Origin of the sequence: Rhodopseudomonas sp. BAL398 (assembly GCF_033001325.1) — a bacterium.
Classification (GTDB): Bacteria; Pseudomonadota; Alphaproteobacteria; order Rhizobiales; family Xanthobacteraceae; genus JARJEH01.
The window spans coordinates 4,212,040-4,229,721 of record NZ_CP133111.1 but is presented as its reverse complement, the minus strand read 5'-3'; the positions used below and the strand labels follow the sequence as shown (position 1 = coordinate 4,229,721).

Sequence of the window (17,682 nt, the reverse complement as noted above, 5' to 3'; positions counted from 1 at the left end):
AGCAGAGATGGCCTGAGTTTGTTGCATAGGGCTATAAACGGCAACTGACCTTTACCGTGCCGACGACAAATCGAAAACTCTTGGCTAACCCCAATGCTTTTCAAGCCTAATCAGCGCAGCCGCGATGCCGTCGTTTAGTATTGCCTCGTAATGATCGAAACGACATTCGAGTCGATTATCCGATTATCCAAACGCGTTGACGAGCCTGTCCCGCCTCAGTGAGTCGTCGCGTTGAGCGCGATCAACTCCTTGATCCGCGTGGCGAGGCCTTCCATAGCGAACGGCTTGGTCAAAATGCTCATGCCGTCCTCGATCTGTTCGCCGCCCAGCACGGACTTCTCGGCATAGCCGGTGATGAACAGGACTTTCAGCTCCGGTCGGGCGATGCGTCCGTAATCGGCCAGCTGGCGTCCGTTCATGCCGCCGGGCAGGCCGACATCGGTGACAAGCAGATCGATCCGGACGTCCGACTGCAACACGCGAAGTGCGCTCGAGCCTTCGGACGCCTCGATCGAGGTGTAGCCGAGCTCGGCCAGCACCTCGGTGATCAGCATGCGAACCGACGGCTCGTCATCGACGATCAGGACGGTTTCGCCGGCCCGCGCCCGCGGCGAATGCGAGATATCGGCGGCCGAATCGAGCGCGGCTTCAAGCTGATCGTGACGCGGCAGGAAAATCTCGACCTTGGTGCCGACGCCGACCTTCGAGGTAATTCGCACCTGGCCGCCCGATTGCTTGGCAAAGCCGTAAATCATCGACAGCCCGAGCCCGGTCCCCTGCCCCAGCGGCTTGGTCGTATAGAAAGGATCGAAGGCGCGCTGCATCACCTCTTCATTCATTCCCGTGCCCGAATCCAGGACTGAAAGACCGACATAGTCGCCCGCCGGAATCTCGAGGATCTGAGCCGAGACGGAATCGAACGCATGATTCTGCGTCTCGATCGTCAGGCTGCCGCCGTCCGGCATGGCGTCGCGCGCGTTGATGCACAGGTTGAGCAGGGCATTTTCGAGTTGGTTGGGATCGACCAGCGTTGTCCAAAGCGAGGCAGACTCGACGATCCGCGTCTCGATCGCCGGGCTGACCGTGTTGTCGATCAGGTCGCGCATGCCGGCGATCAGACGGTTGATGTCGGTCGCCTTCGGATCGAGCGTCTGCCGGCGCGAAAACGCCAGCAGCCGATGCGTCAGCGCCGCGGCGCGGTTGGCCGCGCCCTGGGCGGTCGAAATATAGCGCTCGACGTCCTTGTGGCGGCCCTGCGAGATCCGCAACTGCAACAGTTCCAGGCTTCCGGAAATGCCCGTCAGTAGATTGTTGAAGTCATGGGCGAGGCCGCCGGTGAGCTGTCCGACCGCCTCCATCTTCTGCGACTGCCGCAGCGCGTCCTCGGCCTTGAGCAGCGCCTCCTGCTGGCGCCGTTGCTCGGTGATGTCGCGCGCCACGCAATAGATCAGCCCCTCGGCATGAACCGCCGTCCACGACAGCACGCGGTACTCACCGTCACGGGTGCGAAGGCTGTTCTCGAAATGAAAAGTCTGCTCGGTCGCGGCGAGCTGGACAAACTGCTCCAGGCTGCTGATGCCCTCGGCCGGCTCCTGCAGCCAGGCCAGCGTCTTGCCCCGGATATCTTCGGGCATCCACCCCAGCGTATGCTGCCATGCCGGGTTGACGCTGATCCAGATGCCGTTGACGTCGGCGACGCCGAGCATGTCCTGGCTGACCTGCCAGACCTGATCGCGCTCCTGGGTGCGCTCGGCGACGCGCTTTTCCAGGGTGAGATTGAGCGCCTGAAGCGCCTGTTGGGCGGCATGGCGCTCGCTGACGTCGCGCAGGATCGCGGTGATGAGAAAACGCCCGGCGCTGACCCATCGGGAAGCCGAAATCTCCAGCCGCGTATCGGTGCCATCCTTGCGTCGCGCCAGCAGCTCGATCGGGCGCCCCGAGCTCTCGCCGTTCAGCACGCGGCCCAGCAGCGCGTCCCATTCCGTTGCATCGTCAAACAGAATGCCGAGCGGCTGTCCGACCAGGTCCTGCGGCGGGTAACCGATTTCGCGCGCCGCGGACGGATTGGCGAAGCGCACCACCCCCGCGGCGTCGAGCGTCAGGATCGCGTCGGGCGCGCTTTCGACCACGGCGTCGTAGCGGGCATTCTGGCGCTCGCGCAGCACCTTCTCGCGATGCGCGGCGCCGGTCACGTCGACGACCTGGATCAGGCAGCGCGATTCCGCCGACGTCCCCAGCGGGCGGATGGTGACGTTCTGCAGCATCGGCAGTCCCGCCCGGGTGCGGAACGGAAACAGCTTGGGATTGAGCGAATGGGTGAGGAAGCCGGATGAATTCAGCGTCAGCGCATCGGTGATCGCCGTCATCAACCGGTTCGACAGCGCCGTGCCAAAGATCTCCGACAGCGACTTGCCGGCGGCATCGGCGGAAGCGATGCCGCTGGCCGATACCAGCCAGTCGTTCCAGCCGATCACGCGACCGGAATGATCGAGGATCGCGATGCCTGCATCGAGCGCGTTCAGCGCCGCCTTCAACAGCCCCTGGTCAAGCTCGGACATCGGCGTGGGTCAGCCTGCTGTTCGTTCGATGAACTCGTCGAGCAATTGAGTGAGCGCCGTCAGCGACGGCATGTCCATGATCATGGCGATGTAGCCGCTGATGTCGCGTTCGCGTACCGCGAAGGTGATGTAGAGGAACATCACGATGTCGCCGGCTTCCGGCGGCGGCACGATGTCGTCGGCTTCCGGCGGCACAAGGCTGAAGAATGTCGCGGCATTGCCGCGTAGCACTTCCGGCAGCGACATCTTCAGGCTGCGATGCAACATGTTGGCGATGGTCGCCAGGCAGCTGTTGAGCAGCACGTTGCCGGTTTCGGCCAACGCCTCCTGCTCGAGTTCGATGATGTCCTCGAGCGGAAGATCGCCGCCGGTGATGGCGCGAACCAGCTCGAGACTTTTGGTTTCCGGAAAGATCAGCAGCGCGCGGCCGCCGATATCGCCCTCGAACACCTGATGCACAGCGACCAGGTTGTCGCTCTCGCGCTCCGCCAGGATGGCGATCGCACGGCCGCGCGTCACCAGTTCGACCGTCGGCACCGACAAGTGCACCTGCGCGCCGACCATCTCGCGCAAATTGGTCGCGGCCCGGCTGACGCCGATATTGACCAGTTCGGTCAGTGCATCGAGTTGCAGATCGTTGAGCAGCGATGGCGCCGTCATGGTCATCGCTTGGCCGATTCAAGTTGTTGGAGCGCTGTCAGCAAAAATTTGGACAACGCGGCTTCGGTCAGGGGCTTTGGCAGGAACACCGCCCCGATCGCGGCGGCGCGGGCGACGATCTCATCCTGGTGATTGGCCGAAATGATCGCAATCGGCAATTTCGGATGGGCGTTTTGCAGCTCGATCGCCAGCTCGAGCCCGTCGCGGCCTGGCATGTTGAAATCGAGCAGGGCAACGTCGAAGGCGGCATCGCCAGACAGCGCCAACGCCTCGTCGGCATTGGCCGCCTCGACCCGCGTCCAGTCCGGATAAAGCGCCTTCATCGCCTTAGCGACCGACATCCGGGCCAGTTTGCTGTCATCGACGATCAAGAGCTTGTAGGGCATGAATTCTTCCGTCTTCGTCCGTTTGCGGACGTATTGCTGGTGTTTCGCATGTCCCGCTAGGCACGGGAAGCCAGAATTTATTCCCGCCCGCGGGACAATGCGGGCGCGACGATCGAGGCGAGAACCTCGCCGCGGGGAGGCCCGATCATGCGGCATCCGGCCGCCATTAATACCTGAATGACCGAGGTATGCGCCGCATCACATGTCCGCCAGTCGACATTGGCGGTGGCCGAAAGCAGCAGCTGCAGCAGTTCCTCGGCGTCGCCGGCCGGACAGGTGCCCTCGAGAACAATAACTCCCTGTCGCATAGCGACCGTCATATGAACAGTTCCTGTACATCGAGGACAACGAGCACCCGACCGTCCCCCATCAAGGTCGTACCGGCGACGCCGCCCATCCCCTGCAACAGCCCTTCCATCGGCTTCAGCATCACATCCATGCGGCCACCCACCCGGTCGACCGCGATGGCCCCGAGCTGGTCGCTGGCGGCGATCACCACGATGCGGACCTCGTCTGCCGCCGCGGCCGGCTCCGGCAGCCCCAGCTCGACCGTCAGATCAAGCACGGGCAGCGTGCGGTCGCGCAACACGACGGCGCGTCCGGCTCCGACCGCGACGATGGCCTCGCGTGGAACCAGCGCGGTCTCGACCACGGCATCGAGCGGCAGGCCGAATGATTGACCGGCGACCTCCACCGTCATCACCCGCGTCATCATCACCGAGAATGGCAGGTTCAGTCGAATGACCGTCCCCTGCCCGGGCCGGCTGTCGATCGCGACGCCGCCGCCGATCCGCTCGACCGCCGTCTTGACGGCATCCATGCCGACGCCGCGCCCCGACAACCCGGTCACTTCCGCCGCGGTGGAGAAGCCCGGCGCAAAAATCAGCGCCACGATGTCCTGTTCGCTCATCGCCGCGAGGGCGTCCGTGGTGACGATCCGCCGCGCGAGCGCGGTGTCACGAACCCGGGCGATATCGATGCCGCGACCATCATCCTCGACCTCGACGACGACGTTCTCAAGCCGCCGGCTCGCCCGCAGCGTGACCGTGGCGACCGCGGCCTTGCCTGCCGCGGCACGGCCCGCCGGGTCTTCGACGCCGTGCCCGATCGCGTTGCGCAGCACGTGCAGCAGCGGCTCGAACAGGCTTTCGACCACCGTCGCGTCGGCCTCGGTCGCCTCGCCTTCGATGACGAACCTGACCGGCTTGCCGAGCGTGGCGGAGATCTCGCGCACCAGCCGCGGAAAGCGCTGAAACACGTGCCGCAGCGGCAAGACCCGCACCTCGAGCACGGCGCGCTGCAATTGCCCGACGAGGCGCTCCAGCAGGTCGTGCTGCTTGCGCAACTCCAGTCCGACCGACTTGGTCTCCAAAGCCTGGGCCTGCCCGGCGACGTGACCGATCGCATTCTTCACCACCATCAATTCGCCGGTCAGATTGACCAGCGCGTCGATGCGGTCGAGGTCGACCCGCAACGACCGCATCGCCGTGGCTGGCGTGAGCGGAGCGTCGACCTGTGGCGGTGGGTGCAACACGTCCTTGATGGCAGCGATCAGCGCCTCACGGGCACTGCCCTCGGGTCCGGCCAGCGCCTGCGCGACGGCGGACGCGGCGGCAATGCCGGCCAGTTGCAGGATATTGAGCGCAATCTTGCCCGCCGATCCGATCCGGCCGGCACGGCCGCCCGGCTCGTTGCTGTCGAGCAACAGGATCTGCGCCTCCAGAAGCGCGCGTGCGGTCGCCGAGAGTTCGCCGTCGCCGGCCGGGGCATCGCCCAACGCCACGATCTCTATCTGATCGATCACCTCGTGAAACAGCCGCTGCAATTCAGGCACCGGCGCGCTCGAAAATGCCGCGATACGGATCGCGCAGCTGAAGGGATCGAAGTCTTCAAGCGCGGTATCGGCGCCCAGCGACAGGTCGAGCCCCGCAACGCCCGGCACCGTCGCCGCCAGCGCAAGCGGATCCTCGCCGCGGAAGAAGGCATCGTCCGCCGGACAATAAAAAAACGCCGAGCGGCTCGCGGCCGCCTCCGCGGGATGCGCCGCGCGCAATCGCTCCAGCCAGCCCTGATCCGGCGGCGTCGCCAGGGCTGGCGCCGCGCCGGTAAACCGGCCGACAATGTCATCGGCGGCCGCTTCGGCCTGTTTCGGCGGCTCGCCGGTGAGCTGCATCTCGTCGAGCCAGCGGGTGACCTGGTCGAGGCAGACATAGCAATCGCTGACGAAACCGGGCGGCGGCGGTTGCGTCGACGAACGCAGTTCCGATAGGCGCCCTTCGACGGCGTGCAGCGCCCGGCCCATCGCGTCGAAATCGACGATGCCGGCGGCGCCCTTCAGGGTGTGGATGGCGCGAAACAGGCTGTCGATCTCGCGCCCGGCGTCGCTACCCTGTTCGAGCGCGGCGAGCGCGGCGGTACCCTGCTCGACCAGCTCGCGCGATTCGATCAGGAATTGTTCGACGAATTCATCCATCACGCCGCACCGCACAGCAGCACGACGTGCTCGATCAGGCGGTCCTGGCTGATCGGCTTGGTCAGATAATAATTCGCCCCGGCGACGCGGGCCGCAGCGACGTCCTGCTCTCCGGCCTCCGTGCTGGTGACGAGGGTGGGGATGGCCGAGGTCGGCAGCTCCTTGCCGCGCAGCGTTCGGATGAACGTCATGCCGTCCATCTGCGGCATGTTGACGTCGACGATCGCCAGATCGAACGGTTGCATCAGTATCTTTTCCAGGCCTTCGAGGCCGTTCATGGCCTCGTCGACCTCATAGCCGGCCCGCTCCAGCGCCTGGCGGTAATAGGCCCGCACCAGGGTGGCGTCGTCGACGATCAGGACGCGTTTCGGTCCGGCGGTCATGTGCGATCCTCCACGGGGCGCCGGTACACGATCGCATCCGAAAACCGGCACACCTCGAACAGCGGCGAGATCCGGCTCATCGACTCGGTGTGACCGAGACAGATATAGCCGCCCGGATGCAAATTCTCGAACAGGTTCTCTGCGGCCAGCCGGCGCGACTCGTCGTCGAAATAGATCAGCACGTTGCGGCAGAAGATGATGTCGAAGCGCCCCTGCGGCCGGGTCTCGCGCGACTGCATGATGTTGACGCGGGAGAACTGAACGGAATCCCGCAGGTCCTCCAGGATCTGCCAGTGCTGGTCATCGAGCCGGCGGAAGTATTTTGCGACGATGTCGGGCGCCAGTCGCATCAAAGCGCGCTTGCCGTAGATGCCGATTGCGGCGGCGTCGAGCACTTCGGTATCGATATCCGAGCCGACGATTTCGATGTCGTAGGCGTCGACCTGTGGCCAGTTCTCCAGCAGCCAGATCGCGATCGAATAGGGCTCCTCGCCGGTCGAGCATGGCGCCGACCAGATCCGGATCGGTTCGCCTCTGCGTCGGCCGCGCACGCGCTGCGGCAGCAGGTCGCGAACCAGACATTCCAGCTGATGGTCTTCGCGATAGAAGTAGGTCTCGTTGACGGTGAACGCGTTGATGAAATGCTCGACCTCGTTACCGGTCTCGCCGCGAAGAAACATGAAGTAGTGGGCAAAGGTGGCATTTGAAGTTGCCGCCATCCGGTCCATGATCCGGCGCTCGACGTAATAGCGCTTGCTCTCATTGAAAACCATTCCGGTACGCCGGTACAGGAATTCAGCGAGTTTGCGAAACTCGTCCTCGGTGATGGTTACCGGATCAACCACGGCAAGACGCTTGCGAACCGATGCGGTCGCGAGCCATGGCGATGGCGAAGCTGAGGAAGGGATCGTCGGGAAAGCGCGCGGCGCACTGCGCCAGCGCCGGCAGGGCGGCGGGCGTGCCGATCTCGGCCAGCACCTCGACCGCGGCGCCACAGACATTGGTCTCGTTTTCGCGAGACAGCAGCGCCGCCAGCAAATCATTGGCCGCCTCGGCCGGCTGGTTGCGCACCAGCTCGCACGCCAATACGCGAACATCGGCATCGGCATCGTCGAGCAATCCGGCAAGCAGCGGTGCGGTGGCGTCCGGCATGGTCCGCAGCGCGTCCAGCGCACCGGTGCGGATGTCGGGATCGTCCGATCTCAGACAGGGCGCGACGACCGCCGCGCTGGCAGGTGTCCGGATCCGCCCCAGGCTGGTGAAAATGGCTTCGCGGACCCGCGGCACGGTTTCCTGCGCCAGCGCCTGACGCAGGATCTCCAGGCCGGTGGGCAGACCGGCTGCGGCGCGGGCCGCCGCCCAGCGCTCGTCGACGCTGCCCTGCGTGATGGCCGCCGCGATCTTGTCGCGGTCGAGCGTTTCGCTGGCCGGTGTTGCGGCCTTGCTCTTGATCAAAGGCATGGCGGCACCAGCTTGAGCAGTTGCGCGGCAATCTCCGGCAACGGGGTGACAAAGTCGGCGCCGCCGGCTTTGACCAGTTCGCCGGGCATGCCCCACACCACAGCCGTCTCCTCGGCTTCGGCGATCGTCCGCCCGCCCTTGCTGCGCAGAATGCTCATGGCCTCGGCTCCGTCATTGCCCATGCCCGTCATGAGTATGCCTAGCAACTGGCCGGCGTCGATCTGGTTCATCGCGCTTCTGACAAGCCGGTCGGTGCTCGGATGCCACGGATACACCTCCGCGGGCGCCGGCATGGCCACCAGGGCTGCCTTGCGTCTGGAAATGATGATATCGGCATCGCCGCGCCCGATATAGACGTGACCGGGCTGCAGCGCGGTGACCGCCGCGACTTCCACCACACTGACCTGGCAGATGCCGTCGAGCCGCCGCGCCAGCGAGCCGGTGAAGGTGGCGGGCATATGCTGCGCCACCACGATCGGCCACGGAAAGTCCGCGGGCAGCCTGGTCAGCAACGCCTCCAGCGCCGGCGGCCCGCCGGTCGACGTGCCGACCAGCACGATGCCCTCGCCGATCGCGGGTGAGATATCGGGGGAGGTTTTCTGGCGCGAGGCCGGCAGGCGCGGCGCGTTGCTGATGCGGTGGCGGACCCGCTCGCGAAGCCGCAATGACGGCCGCAGTTTGGCGCCGGCGGCCTGACGCACTTTGGCGACCAGCTCCGCGGCCAGTTCGTCGATCCGCAGCGAGACGGCGCCAGTCGGTTTGGCGACGAAATCCACCGCGCCGAGTCGCAGCGCTTCCAATGTCGCGTCGGCGCCGTCGGCCGTCATCGACGAGACCATGATCACCGGACACGGATGTTCGATCATGATGCGATCGAGGCATTGCAGCCCGTCGAGGTCCGGCATGTGCACGTCGAGCGTGACGACGTCCGGCACCGCGACGGCGATCGCCGCCAGCGCCTCCTTGCCGCTGCGCGCGAACGCGACCTGGAAGTCGCCTTGCGCGGCAAACACCTGGCCCAGCAGTTTGCGGACCAGCGCGGAATCGTCAACGATCAGAAGGTTGATCACGGCCGCGATTGCCTGGTGTCCTTTCCGGCCGCGGTCTTGCTGAATGAATCCAGCAGGCCCCGCTCGGCGCGGCTCAGCAGCTCCGCGGGATCGAGCAGCAGCAGCATCCGGCCGGACGCTTCCAGATTGATCACCGAGCCGACCAGCGCCAGCGCCTCGCCGGTCATCAGCTCGGGCGCCGGCCGAATCGCGTCGGCGCCACAGCGCAGCACCTCGGTGACGCTGTCGACGATCAGCCCGGCGCGATGGGCGCCGGAGGTCACGACGACCAGCCGTCGGGCGGCGCCGCCGTCCGACGGCGGCATGTCGAAGCGGCGCCGCTGGTCGACCACCGGCAGCACCGTGCCGCGCAAATTGACGACGCCTTCGAGAAATTTCGGCGTCTTCGGCAGCCGCGTGATCTGCTCCGGCACGCGGGCGACTTCGTCGACGGCGTCGATCGGCAGCGCAAACTCATTGCCGTCGAGCCGAAACACCAGAAACCGCAGCTCGGCTGTTGTGCCGTCGGCGACGGCCCCGCCGGCGGCGGCCTGCGCGGTCGTCTGCGCCAATTTCTGCATGACGTCTTCCCGAAAAAGTGTCTCTGCGACCAGGATTGAGATCAGCCGACCGTGGCCGGCGCGGTAGATTTCCTGAATCCGTGCTTCGCCGCCGGCGCGGGCGCTCAGCACCTTTGGGGCGGGCTCGATCAGGCGCGGATCAACCGACAGAATCGAGCGGGCGTTGTCGGCGATCAACCCGACCACGGTGCCGGCCACGACCGTGACGATGATCTTGCCGCTGTGCTGCGGCGCGTGGCCGCCGAGGCCGAGAAGGACACGCAGCGACAATAACGGCAGCAGGCCGTCGCGATAGGCCATCACGCCGCGCACCGCTTCGTCGCTGCCGGGCACATAGGCCAGGCTGTCCGGCGCCAGCACGATCTCGCGCACCGCATCCAGCGACAGCGCATATTCCTGGCCGGCGACATCGAAGGTAATCAGGCGCCGGCGCACGACGATGTCGGCGGCTGCCGTCGCGATCGGCTTCGCCACCCCGCCGGAAGATTTTCGCACCGTGGCCTCGCGTGGAAATGCCCGAGCCAGCAGCGCCTCGATATCAAGAATTTTGGTGACGCCCGCGCCGGTCTGGAACACGCCTTGCAGCCGTTCCTCGGCCTCCGCCGACGCATCGGCTTCGCCGGCCTGGATCTGCTGGCCCTCGATGGTGACCAGCGAGGCCACCTCGTCGACCGCAAGCGCGACAGGCATCGCGCCGCCGAGCACGACCAGGCGCGAACGGTCGGAAACCGCGATCTCGCCGCGGCCCATCAGGCTGCGCATGCCGGCCACCGGCACCACCGCGCCGCGCAAATTGGCGAGCCCCAACAGACTCTTCGGCGCCTGCGGCACCCGCGCCAGCGGCGCCATCCGCACCACTTCAGACACTTTGTGCGCCGCCACGGCATAGAGCCGCCCCTCGGACCGGAAGGTCAGGAAGCGGCCGCCGCTGGGAGTGACGGTCTCAGTCATGCTGTTGCATCAGCTCGTCCGACAGCAAGGCAATCTCCTCGATCGCGGCGGCAAGATCATCGGCGCCCTGGGCCTGTTCCGTCGAGGCGGTCGCGGCCTGGCGCACCGCCGAACTGGTTTGCTCTGCCGCCGCGGCGATCTGCCGGGCCGCAATCGCCGATTCCGTCGCGCCCGACAGAATGCTTTCGGCACCCGAGACGACGACGCGGTTGGCCGCCGCGAGCGCCACCAGATCGTCGGTGACATTGGCCAGGGCCTTGGCGACGGCGCGGTTGTTCTGCGCCTCGACCTCGGCGGCGGCGATGATCTGCTCCAGATCGCGGCGCAACAGCGTGATCTGGTCGAGGATGTTCTGCACCGAGTCCTTGATCCGCTCGACGCTGTCGGAGGCTTCGCGCGCCAGTCCGCGGATATCATTCGACACCAGCGCAAAGCCTCGGCCGGCATCGCCCGCGCGCGCCGCCTCGACCGATCCGCTGACCGCCAGCATGCTGGTCTGGATCGTCACCAGCGTGATCGAATCCACGATCTTGGCGATCTTCCTTCCCACCGCCTCGAGCTGCACGATCGTCAGCAGGCTGTCGCGGGTCTGGCTGAGCGACAGGTCGACGCCGACGACCAACTGCTCGACCGATGCCCGGCTTTGCTCGAGCTTGGTTTCGATCGCCGCGACCCGTGCGCTGGCAGTCTGGCCCTTGTGCTGGGCCAGTTGCGCGCTCGCCTCGATCTGCGCCAGGGCCGCGGACGTCTGCTGCGCGGCCGCGGCCTGCTGCTGGGCGCCGCGATTGATCTGCTCGACGGCGGTGGAAATCTGGCTCGCTGCGCTGGAAAGCTCCTGGATGGTCGCGGACAGTTCCTCCGCGGCCCCGGCGATCTGCTCGGGCGCCGATTTGCTGGCCTTGCCGTTGCGCAATTCCTCGGTGAGCGCGGCCAGGGCCCGCGCCGCGGTCTGTCCCTGGGCCAGGGCCTCGGCCTGCTGGCGGACCGCCGACTGCGCTTCATTCGCCGCCGAAGCCTGTTGCTCGGCCGCGCCGGCGACCTGCTCGGCGCCCTTTTGCGCTTCCAAGATGGCGCGTTCCGCCTCGATCGCCGCCGTGACGGTCTGCTGGCTGCCCTCGGCGAGGGCGGTCATGTCCTCGCGGATCGATGCGAGGGTTTCGACGACCAGGCCGCCCGCCTGGGCCTGCGCCACGGCGGCGCTGGCTGCGGCCGCCACCACATCCACCGCCGAGCGCACATTGGCGGTGATTTCATCGGCCAGGCCCTGAACCTCCTGGGCGCTCCTGTCGGAGACTTCGGCCAGCGCCCGCACCTCGTCGGCGACGACGGCGAAGCCCCGGCCTTGATCCCCGGCGCGCGCCGCCTCGATGGCCGCGTTGAGGGCAAGAAGGTTGGTCTGATCCGAGATCTTGCTCACCGTCCCGGTGATGGCGCCGACGTCCTGGGCGCGGCGGTCGAGTTCACCGATGACCCGTCCGGCGGCGACCTGGCGCTCGGCGTTCCTTTCGATGGCGCGCACCGACACGGAAATCTGCAGCGCGGTTTCGGCAATCAGCAGCTGCGTGGCCTCGGTCCGCCGCCGCGAATTCTCCGCCTCGTTGCGGGCCACGGCCAGGCTGGTCGACACGCTGGAAATTGCCGACAGCTGCTCCTGCGACGCTCCGGCGGCCTCGTCGGCGCCGGCCGCGATCTGTTGCATCGATCCCTGCAGTTCCTCGGCGGCCGCGGACGCCTGGGTCAGGCCGCTCGCCAGCTGCTCGGTCGCCGCCGCGATGCGCTCGGCCACGCGGTCGGCCTGGCTCATGGTCCCGGCCTTGGCGGCGCGTGCCGCCGGCTTGGCCGCCACCGGAAGCTTGGCGGCCTTGGCAGCTGGCGCCGGGGGTTTTCCGGTTGCCGTCTTCGGAATCTTGGAGGTTTTAACGAGGGCCATGGGATACTCGACAAAGGAGGCTATCGGGCTATTCCCCCTTTTAACGATGTCCATCAGGAAGTCATCGGGAATGCGTCGGACCGGTCGACGGCCTTCGGCCTTCGAACCCAGGACCCCGGCGGTCGGTCTGGCCGACCACCGGGGAGCCGCGTTGGTGTGGTTACTTGACCGTGAGAACGATCTTGCCCTGGATGCCGCCGCGGGCGGCGCGTTGATGCGCCCGCGCGGCGTCGGCCAGCGGGAAGGTGCTGTCCACGACCACGCGGAGGGTGCCGTCGTCGAGCAGGCGGGCGGCCTGTGCCAGTTGCGCGCCGTTCGACCGGACCTGGGGGGTCGACACCGTGATGCCGAGCGTCTTTGCCTGGTCGTGGCCGGTGAAGCCGAGCGGATTCACCGGGAACAGGGCGCCGCCCCGTTTCAGGCTGCGCAGGAAGCGTGCGGTTTGCGCGCCGCCCACCGCGTCGACGACCAGGTCGGCGTCGCGCACGACATCTTCGGCCGCCGTCTTGGTGTAGTCGATGAACCGATCGACGCCGAACTCGCGCATCAGCGCTTCGTTCTTGCCCGACGCCACGGCGATCACCCGCGCGCCCTGCCAGATCGCAAGCTGCACCGCCAGGTGCCCGACACCGCCACCGGCGCCGTTGACCACAACCGTCCTGTCCTGCAGCGGCACCGGCAGGTGCCGGAACGGTTGCAGCGGATTCGGCTCGTCATGGCCGAGCGCGATCAGCAGCTGCCAGGCGGTGAGCAGCGACATCGGCGCGCCGGCGGCGTGGATATGATCGATCCCGGTCGGCTTGTGCGCCAATTCGGACGCCGGGACGCTGACATATTCGGCATAGGCCTTGCTGCCCTCCATCACATCGGCGGGAAAGCGCACCATCGCGTAGACCTCATCGCCGACGGCGAATTCCCCGACGTCGCCGGCCACCGCCGCGACGACGCCCGATACGTCCGTTCCGAGGATCAGCGGAAAACTGGGATGCGGATGCCATTCGGGGGGCAGCAAGCGGTAGCCGTCGCGCAGATACCAATCCGGCGGATTGAGACCGACCGCATGGACGCAGACCAGCACCTCGCCGGGCGCCAGCTCGGGGCGGGGCGCATCCTCATAGCGCAACTGCTCGGGCCCGCCGAAGGCGTGCAGCCGGACCGCTTTCATCATCTCGCTCATCGTTCACTCCATCAGACAGGACCAGGCCAGGCCCCAAGTCCGGGATGTGGAGATCGGCGCCGTCATTGATAATCTCGGCGTAATTCGCTTTACTCATGCCATGAAGGAACAAATAGCGCTGGAACGACTGACCGGCCTGATCGCCTTTGCGCGGGCCGGGTCGATGGGCAGCTACACCGCGGCGGCACGCTCGCTGTCGATTTCGCCCTCGGCGGTCAGCAAAAGCATCCAGCGGCTCGAGCAGAATCTCGGCATTTCGCTGTTCACCCGGACCACCCGGTCGCTGACGCTGACCGCCGAAGGGCGCGATCTGCATCAACGCGCGCTGCGCCTGCTGCGCGACGCCGAGGAGATTGAGCAGGTGGCGAAGACGGCGCGCGCGGAGCCCGCGGGCAATCTGCGGATCGCCGCCTCGCTGCCGATCGGCATTCATCTGATCGCGCCGGCGCTGCCGGGCTTTCGCAGGCGCCACCCCAAGGTGACGATCGATCTGCGGCTGAGCGACCGCTTCGTCGATATTGTCGCGGACGGCATCGACGTCGCGGTGCGGATCGGCGAGCTGGCGGATTCGCGGCTGTTGTCGCGCAAAATGGTGCCGCACCGGTTCTGCTGCTTTGCGTCCCCGGCCTATCTGGCCGCGCGGGGCACCCCGTCGCATCCGGACCAATTGGGGGAGCACGACACCGTGAACCTGCGCTATCAAAGCACCGGCCATGTGCTGCGCTGGCCGTTCCGGGTCGGCGAGCGCGAGATCGAGATCGTGCCGCCCTCCGGGATTGTAGTGGATGCCAGCGAAGCCCTGATCGCGACGCTGGTGGCCGGCGCCGGCATCGGCATCAGCGCCAGTTTCGTCACGGCGCCCTATGTGGCGCGCGGCGAATTGGTGCCGGTGCTGTCCGATCATGCGGTCGAGCGGCACAATATCACGGCGGTCTGGCCGGACAGCCGCCGCGCCAATCCGGCGGTCCGCGCCTTCCTCAGCCATCTGCAGGCGGTGTTTCCGCAGCACATGGCGCCCTGACGCAGCACGACATCCGGCTTAAACCAAAAGCCTTTGGTTTCGACTCATCCACGCGTCAGGGCCGGGCTTGTCCCGGCCATCCGCGTCTTTGATCCGGCCCTGCTTTCAAGGCGTGGATGCCCGGCACAAGGCCGGGCATGACGAACGAGAGGCTGTGCCCTTTGGTATAGGCCATCCGCCTTGCTGACGCTGCCAACAGATCCGGTGCCGATCAATGTCCCGCTCAGCGCGATAGTGGCGCGCCGATGACGGCGCGCAGAAACGCCAGAAACAGCTGATCGCGTGGCCGGGCGCCCGGCACCGTTCCCTGAACCACCAGGCCCGACCACAGCGCATAGAGGCCGATCGCGATCTGCAATGGCGGCAAGGCTGGCGCGAGGCTGTGGCGCCGCAGCAGATCCTCGACCAAACCCGCAAATGCCGCATGGGAGCGGACCTTCGCGGCGTTGTAGGATTCGGCGAATCCAGGGTCGCGCTGGGCGTAAAGCTGCAGCTCGATCGCCAGCAGCGACCAATGCGGCTGTTTGGCCAGACCGCCGAGATGCAGCGCGAGGGCGGCAAGGACATCATCCAGAGCTTTGTCCTGGGTGGTCTCGACGAGGCGGCGCAGCGCTTCGACTTCGTCGTGGAGATGGCGTTCCATCAGCGCCAACAACAGCTCGTCGCGGCTGGCGAAATTCGAATAGAACGCGCCTTGCGAATAGCCGGCCTCGTCGCACAATCCGCGCAACGACAAGCCGCCGATGCCGCCGCGCACGATCGACGCATGGGCCGAGGCGATCAGGCGCTCCCGCGTTTCGAGTCGCTGCTGTTGCCGTGTCTTGCGCATCAACTCGGTCCCGATGTGAGTCCTGTGCGGAGGGCGAGGCGGCGTCGACCGCTGCCCCATCCGCACAGTCTTGGATGGGCTATTTCGATTTGCCGCTCAGCCCGTCGCGCATTTTCTCGAGCCAGGTTTGCACCGCGCCGAGCGCCTGGCTGCCCTTGCCGAGAACGGTGGCCAGCTCGGCTTCCAGATGTTCGCCGATCGTGTCGTCCCGGTCGGGCAAAGGCGGCAGGATATGGGCGTAATAGCTGTTGCCGAGCAGGCGATGCAACAGCCGTTCGCCGGGGAACGGCTCGTTGTTGTTGAGCGCGCGGGCGCCCCTCAACATGTTGCGGATGTCGTATTGCACCGGGCTGATGTCGGCGACCTGCTTGGGCAGGCCGAGCAACGTATAGACGCCGATCCGCGCCGTGCGCACCGAAGCCTCCATCGTGAAAATAATGTCGTTGCTGGTTTCCACGAACTGCCCCATCAAAGCGAGGTTGGTGCAGCCCTCCGGCACCACGCGCGGGCGGTCGCCGGCCGCGCGCGGCATGAACTGCGCGGTGATATAGGGCATCAGCGCCAGGCGGACCTTGGTCTTGCCCGCGACCTCATCGAGCTGATCGACGATGCCCAGATGATAGCACAGCTCCGCCAAAATCTCGCGGCCGGTACAGGCCGGCATCGGCTTCTTGACGTAGTTGCCATCCTTGTCCATCAGCAGCGCATAGACCCACAGCACCAGCACATCGTCGGGCTGGGTCGGAAAGTGCGGCTGGCGGTTACAGGTGAAGCTCATCACCCAGTTGGAATCGGTGAAGGTGATGACCCCGCCGGTCACGGTCTTTCCCGAATAGGGATCGTTGACCGACAATTGCTTCAGCCTGTCGACGAGGGGCGACGGCTTGCCGGTCAGCGTTGCCGATTCCCACATTGAACCGGCGACATTGCCGTAGAATTTCTCCGGCTTGCCGAAGATCGGCGATTTCTTCGCCAGGTTCTTCCACAGCGCCCAGTCGCTGTCCTCGCCCGGCTCGGCATTGCCGCGCTGCAGAACCGGGACGGTGTCCATGTCGCCATAGGCCGTGCCCTCGGTCATCGAGCCGGTCAGCGCGAACACCATATCGTTCTCACCGACCGCGATGCTCTCGCTGTTGCCGCCGACCTTGCACCGGATCGCCGTGACGATGCGCTCGCCATCCTGCTCGACCATGTCGAGGTCGTAGGCGCGGGTATCGAACTGCACCTTGACGCCCTTGTCCTTGAGCATGCGGACCAGCGGCACGACGAAGCTGTCATATTGATTGTACTTCGGAAATACCAGCGCCGACATGTCGGCCATGCCGTCGAGCGCATCGAGGAAGCGATGCATATAGAGCTTGAGCTCGAGCAGGCTCTGCCAGTTCTCGAAGGCGAACATCGATCGCCACAGATACCAGAAATTGGTCTCGAAGAAACTTTCGCTGAAATACTCCTCGATGGTGATGTCATCGAGGTCTTCCTTGCGCTTGAGCAGAAGCTTGATGATTTCCCACTGGTGGGCCTTGCTCAGGCCAAGCGTCGAAAAATCGCGGATCTGGCCCTGCTTGTGCATCAGCCGGGCCTTGGAGTAGTTCGGGTCGTTGTCGTTGACCAGGCGGTATTCGTCGAGGACGCTAAAACCTTCGGGCAGCTCCAGCGCCGGAACGTCCTGGAACATGTCCCAGAAATTGTCGTAGTTGAAGTTCATCTCGCGGCCACCGCGGATGATGTAGCCCTCTTCCGCATTTCCGGCGCCGTCGAGCGAGCCGCCGGCGATGTCCATCGTGTCGATGATGGTGATGTCCTCGCCATTCATGCCGCCGTCGCGGATCATGTAGAAGGCGGCGGCCAGGCCAGCGATGCCGCTGCCGATGATCCATGCCTTGCGCCCCGCGACCGGCGCGGTCGGAACCGGGCGGTTGCGCATATAGGGGCCGGTCATGTCGGGCGGCGGCAGCGTGTCACTCGGCCCTTTTTTCCAGAAACCCGAGCCCACATTGGCTTCGATCGGGAAGACGGACGCCGGTGCTGGCGTGCTGGAATTGTCGGTCATGAATTCACTTCCATTGTTCGACAGCCCATTTGGCCGTCGGTCGCTCTGGATAGGACCATATCGAGTGATATTAATATATCAACTGATATCTCAAATGAGTGGTCGCCTGAAAACCCATCCGCGCCGGTCGGCGGTGGCCCCGGCGAAATCGTCCGTAATCTGCCAAGATC

General features: G+C 65.9%; 15 protein-coding genes. 1 reads left to right on the top strand and 14 read right to left on the bottom strand.

What is annotated here, in order from left to right; translation table 11 throughout:
• Positions 1–215: 215 nt before the first annotated feature.
• The 12 genes from RBJ75_RS19945 to RBJ75_RS19890 all read right to left on the bottom strand — a co-directional run bounded on the left by RBJ75_RS19945 (position 216) and on the right by RBJ75_RS19890 (position 13,609).
• Positions 216–2,558, bottom strand: coding sequence for a PAS domain S-box protein (locus RBJ75_RS19945; RefSeq protein WP_044410149.1), 2,343 nt, complete (start codon positions 2,556–2,558; stop codon positions 216–218).
• A 9-nt stretch (positions 2,559–2,567) separates the two neighbouring features.
• Entirely contained in the window at positions 2,568–3,218 is a 651-nt protein-coding gene (locus RBJ75_RS19940; RefSeq protein ID WP_152647693.1) for a chemotaxis protein CheC, read from the bottom strand.
• A gap of 2 nt (positions 3,219–3,220) precedes the next feature.
• Positions 3,221–3,604, bottom strand: a complete 384-nt coding sequence (locus RBJ75_RS19935) for a response regulator transcription factor (RefSeq protein WP_044410144.1) — start codon at positions 3,602–3,604, stop codon at positions 3,221–3,223.
• A gap of 77 nt (positions 3,605–3,681) precedes the next feature.
• Positions 3,682–3,924, bottom strand: a complete 243-nt coding sequence (locus RBJ75_RS19930; protein ID WP_044410142.1) for a hypothetical protein — start codon at positions 3,922–3,924, stop codon at positions 3,682–3,684.
• A complete protein-coding gene (locus RBJ75_RS19925; protein ID WP_276156232.1) occupies positions 3,921–6,077 on the bottom strand; it encodes a chemotaxis protein CheA in 2,157 nt (718 codons plus the stop codon). The genes RBJ75_RS19930 and RBJ75_RS19925 overlap by 4 nt, the downstream gene beginning before the upstream one ends.
• The gene (locus tag RBJ75_RS19920; protein ID WP_044418936.1) at positions 6,077–6,460 is read right to left on the bottom strand and encodes a response regulator; all 384 of its coding nucleotides are present in this window, start codon (positions 6,458–6,460) and stop codon (positions 6,077–6,079) included. The genes RBJ75_RS19925 and RBJ75_RS19920 overlap by 1 nt, the downstream gene beginning before the upstream one ends.
• Positions 6,457–7,233 (bottom strand): CheR family methyltransferase, encoded by a 777-nt coding sequence (locus RBJ75_RS19915; RefSeq protein WP_411194529.1) that lies wholly within the window; start codon positions 7,231–7,233, stop codon positions 6,457–6,459. Before RBJ75_RS19915 ends, RBJ75_RS19920 begins: the two co-directional genes overlap by 4 nt.
• 64 nt (positions 7,234–7,297) lie before the next feature.
• Complete coding sequence (locus RBJ75_RS19910; protein ID WP_044418929.1) at positions 7,298–7,921, bottom strand: HEAT repeat domain-containing protein; 624 nt, start codon at positions 7,919–7,921, stop codon at positions 7,298–7,300.
• Positions 7,912–8,991, bottom strand: a complete 1,080-nt coding sequence (gene cheB, locus RBJ75_RS19905) for a chemotaxis-specific protein-glutamate methyltransferase CheB (RefSeq protein WP_044418931.1) — start codon at positions 8,989–8,991, stop codon at positions 7,912–7,914. The genes RBJ75_RS19910 and cheB overlap by 10 nt, the downstream gene beginning before the upstream one ends.
• Entirely contained in the window at positions 8,988–10,502 is a 1,515-nt protein-coding gene (locus RBJ75_RS19900) for a chemotaxis protein CheW (RefSeq protein ID WP_317528522.1), read from the bottom strand. The genes cheB and RBJ75_RS19900 overlap by 4 nt, the downstream gene beginning before the upstream one ends.
• Positions 10,495–12,432: a methyl-accepting chemotaxis protein gene (locus RBJ75_RS19895; protein WP_044414595.1), complete on the bottom strand. Its 1,938-nt coding sequence runs from the start codon at positions 12,430–12,432 to the stop codon at positions 10,495–10,497. Before RBJ75_RS19895 ends, RBJ75_RS19900 begins: the two co-directional genes overlap by 8 nt.
• Positions 12,433–12,592: 160 nt before the next feature.
• Complete coding sequence (locus RBJ75_RS19890; RefSeq protein ID WP_044414594.1) at positions 12,593–13,609, bottom strand: NADP-dependent oxidoreductase; 1,017 nt, start codon at positions 13,607–13,609, stop codon at positions 12,593–12,595.
• A gap of 100 nt (positions 13,610–13,709) precedes the next feature.
• Between RBJ75_RS19890 and RBJ75_RS19885 the strand changes: the two genes are divergently transcribed.
• Positions 13,710–14,630, top strand: coding sequence for a LysR family transcriptional regulator (locus RBJ75_RS19885; protein WP_044414593.1), 921 nt, complete (start codon positions 13,710–13,712; stop codon positions 14,628–14,630).
• A gap of 223 nt (positions 14,631–14,853) precedes the next feature.
• Here RBJ75_RS19885 and RBJ75_RS19880 read toward each other — a convergent pair whose 3' ends face one another.
• Together RBJ75_RS19880 and RBJ75_RS19875 are read right to left on the bottom strand one after the other, a co-directional pair.
• A complete protein-coding gene (locus RBJ75_RS19880; protein ID WP_044415649.1) occupies positions 14,854–15,459 on the bottom strand; it encodes a TetR/AcrR family transcriptional regulator in 606 nt (201 codons plus the stop codon).
• A 79-nt stretch (positions 15,460–15,538) separates the two neighbouring features.
• Positions 15,539–17,512: an oleate hydratase gene (locus RBJ75_RS19875; RefSeq protein ID WP_044415647.1), complete on the bottom strand. Its 1,974-nt coding sequence runs from the start codon at positions 17,510–17,512 to the stop codon at positions 15,539–15,541.
• Positions 17,513–17,682 lie beyond the last annotated feature (170 nt).

Bases quoted from the DNA above. Each gene is read 5' to 3' on its own strand.
- RBJ75_RS19945 (WP_044410149.1), bottom strand. From the start codon at position 2,558: ATGTCCGAGCTTGACCAGGGGCTGTTGAAGGCGGCGCTGAACGCGCTC.
- RBJ75_RS19940 (WP_152647693.1), bottom strand. From the start codon at position 3,218: ATGACGGCGCCATCGCTGCTCAACGATCTGCAACTCGATGCACTGACC.
- RBJ75_RS19935 (WP_044410144.1), bottom strand. From the start codon at position 3,604: ATGCCCTACAAGCTCTTGATCGTCGATGACAGCAAACTGGCCCGGATG.
- RBJ75_RS19930 (WP_044410142.1), bottom strand. From the start codon at position 3,924: ATGACGGTCGCTATGCGACAGGGAGTTATTGTTCTCGAGGGCACCTGT.
- RBJ75_RS19925 (WP_276156232.1), bottom strand. From the start codon at position 6,077: ATGGATGAATTCGTCGAACAATTCCTGATCGAATCGCGCGAGCTGGTC.
- RBJ75_RS19920 (WP_044418936.1), bottom strand. From the start codon at position 6,460: ATGACCGCCGGACCGAAACGCGTCCTGATCGTCGACGACGCCACCCTG.
- RBJ75_RS19915 (WP_411194529.1), bottom strand. From the start codon at position 7,233: ATGGTTTTCAATGAGAGCAAGCGCTATTACGTCGAGCGCCGGATCATG.
- RBJ75_RS19910 (WP_044418929.1), bottom strand. From the start codon at position 7,921: ATGCCTTTGATCAAGAGCAAGGCCGCAACACCGGCCAGCGAAACGCTC.
- RBJ75_RS19900 (WP_317528522.1), bottom strand. From the start codon at position 10,502: ATGACTGAGACCGTCACTCCCAGCGGCGGCCGCTTCCTGACCTTCCGG.
- RBJ75_RS19895 (WP_044414595.1), bottom strand. From the start codon at position 12,432: ATGGCCCTCGTTAAAACCTCCAAGATTCCGAAGACGGCAACCGGAAAA.
- RBJ75_RS19890 (WP_044414594.1), bottom strand. From the start codon at position 13,609: ATGAGCGAGATGATGAAAGCGGTCCGGCTGCACGCCTTCGGCGGGCCC.
- RBJ75_RS19885 (WP_044414593.1), top strand. From the start codon at position 13,710: ATGAAGGAACAAATAGCGCTGGAACGACTGACCGGCCTGATCGCCTTT.
- RBJ75_RS19880 (WP_044415649.1), bottom strand. From the start codon at position 15,459: ATGCGCAAGACACGGCAACAGCAGCGACTCGAAACGCGGGAGCGCCTG.
- RBJ75_RS19875 (WP_044415647.1), bottom strand. From the start codon at position 17,512: ATGACCGACAATTCCAGCACGCCAGCACCGGCGTCCGTCTTCCCGATC.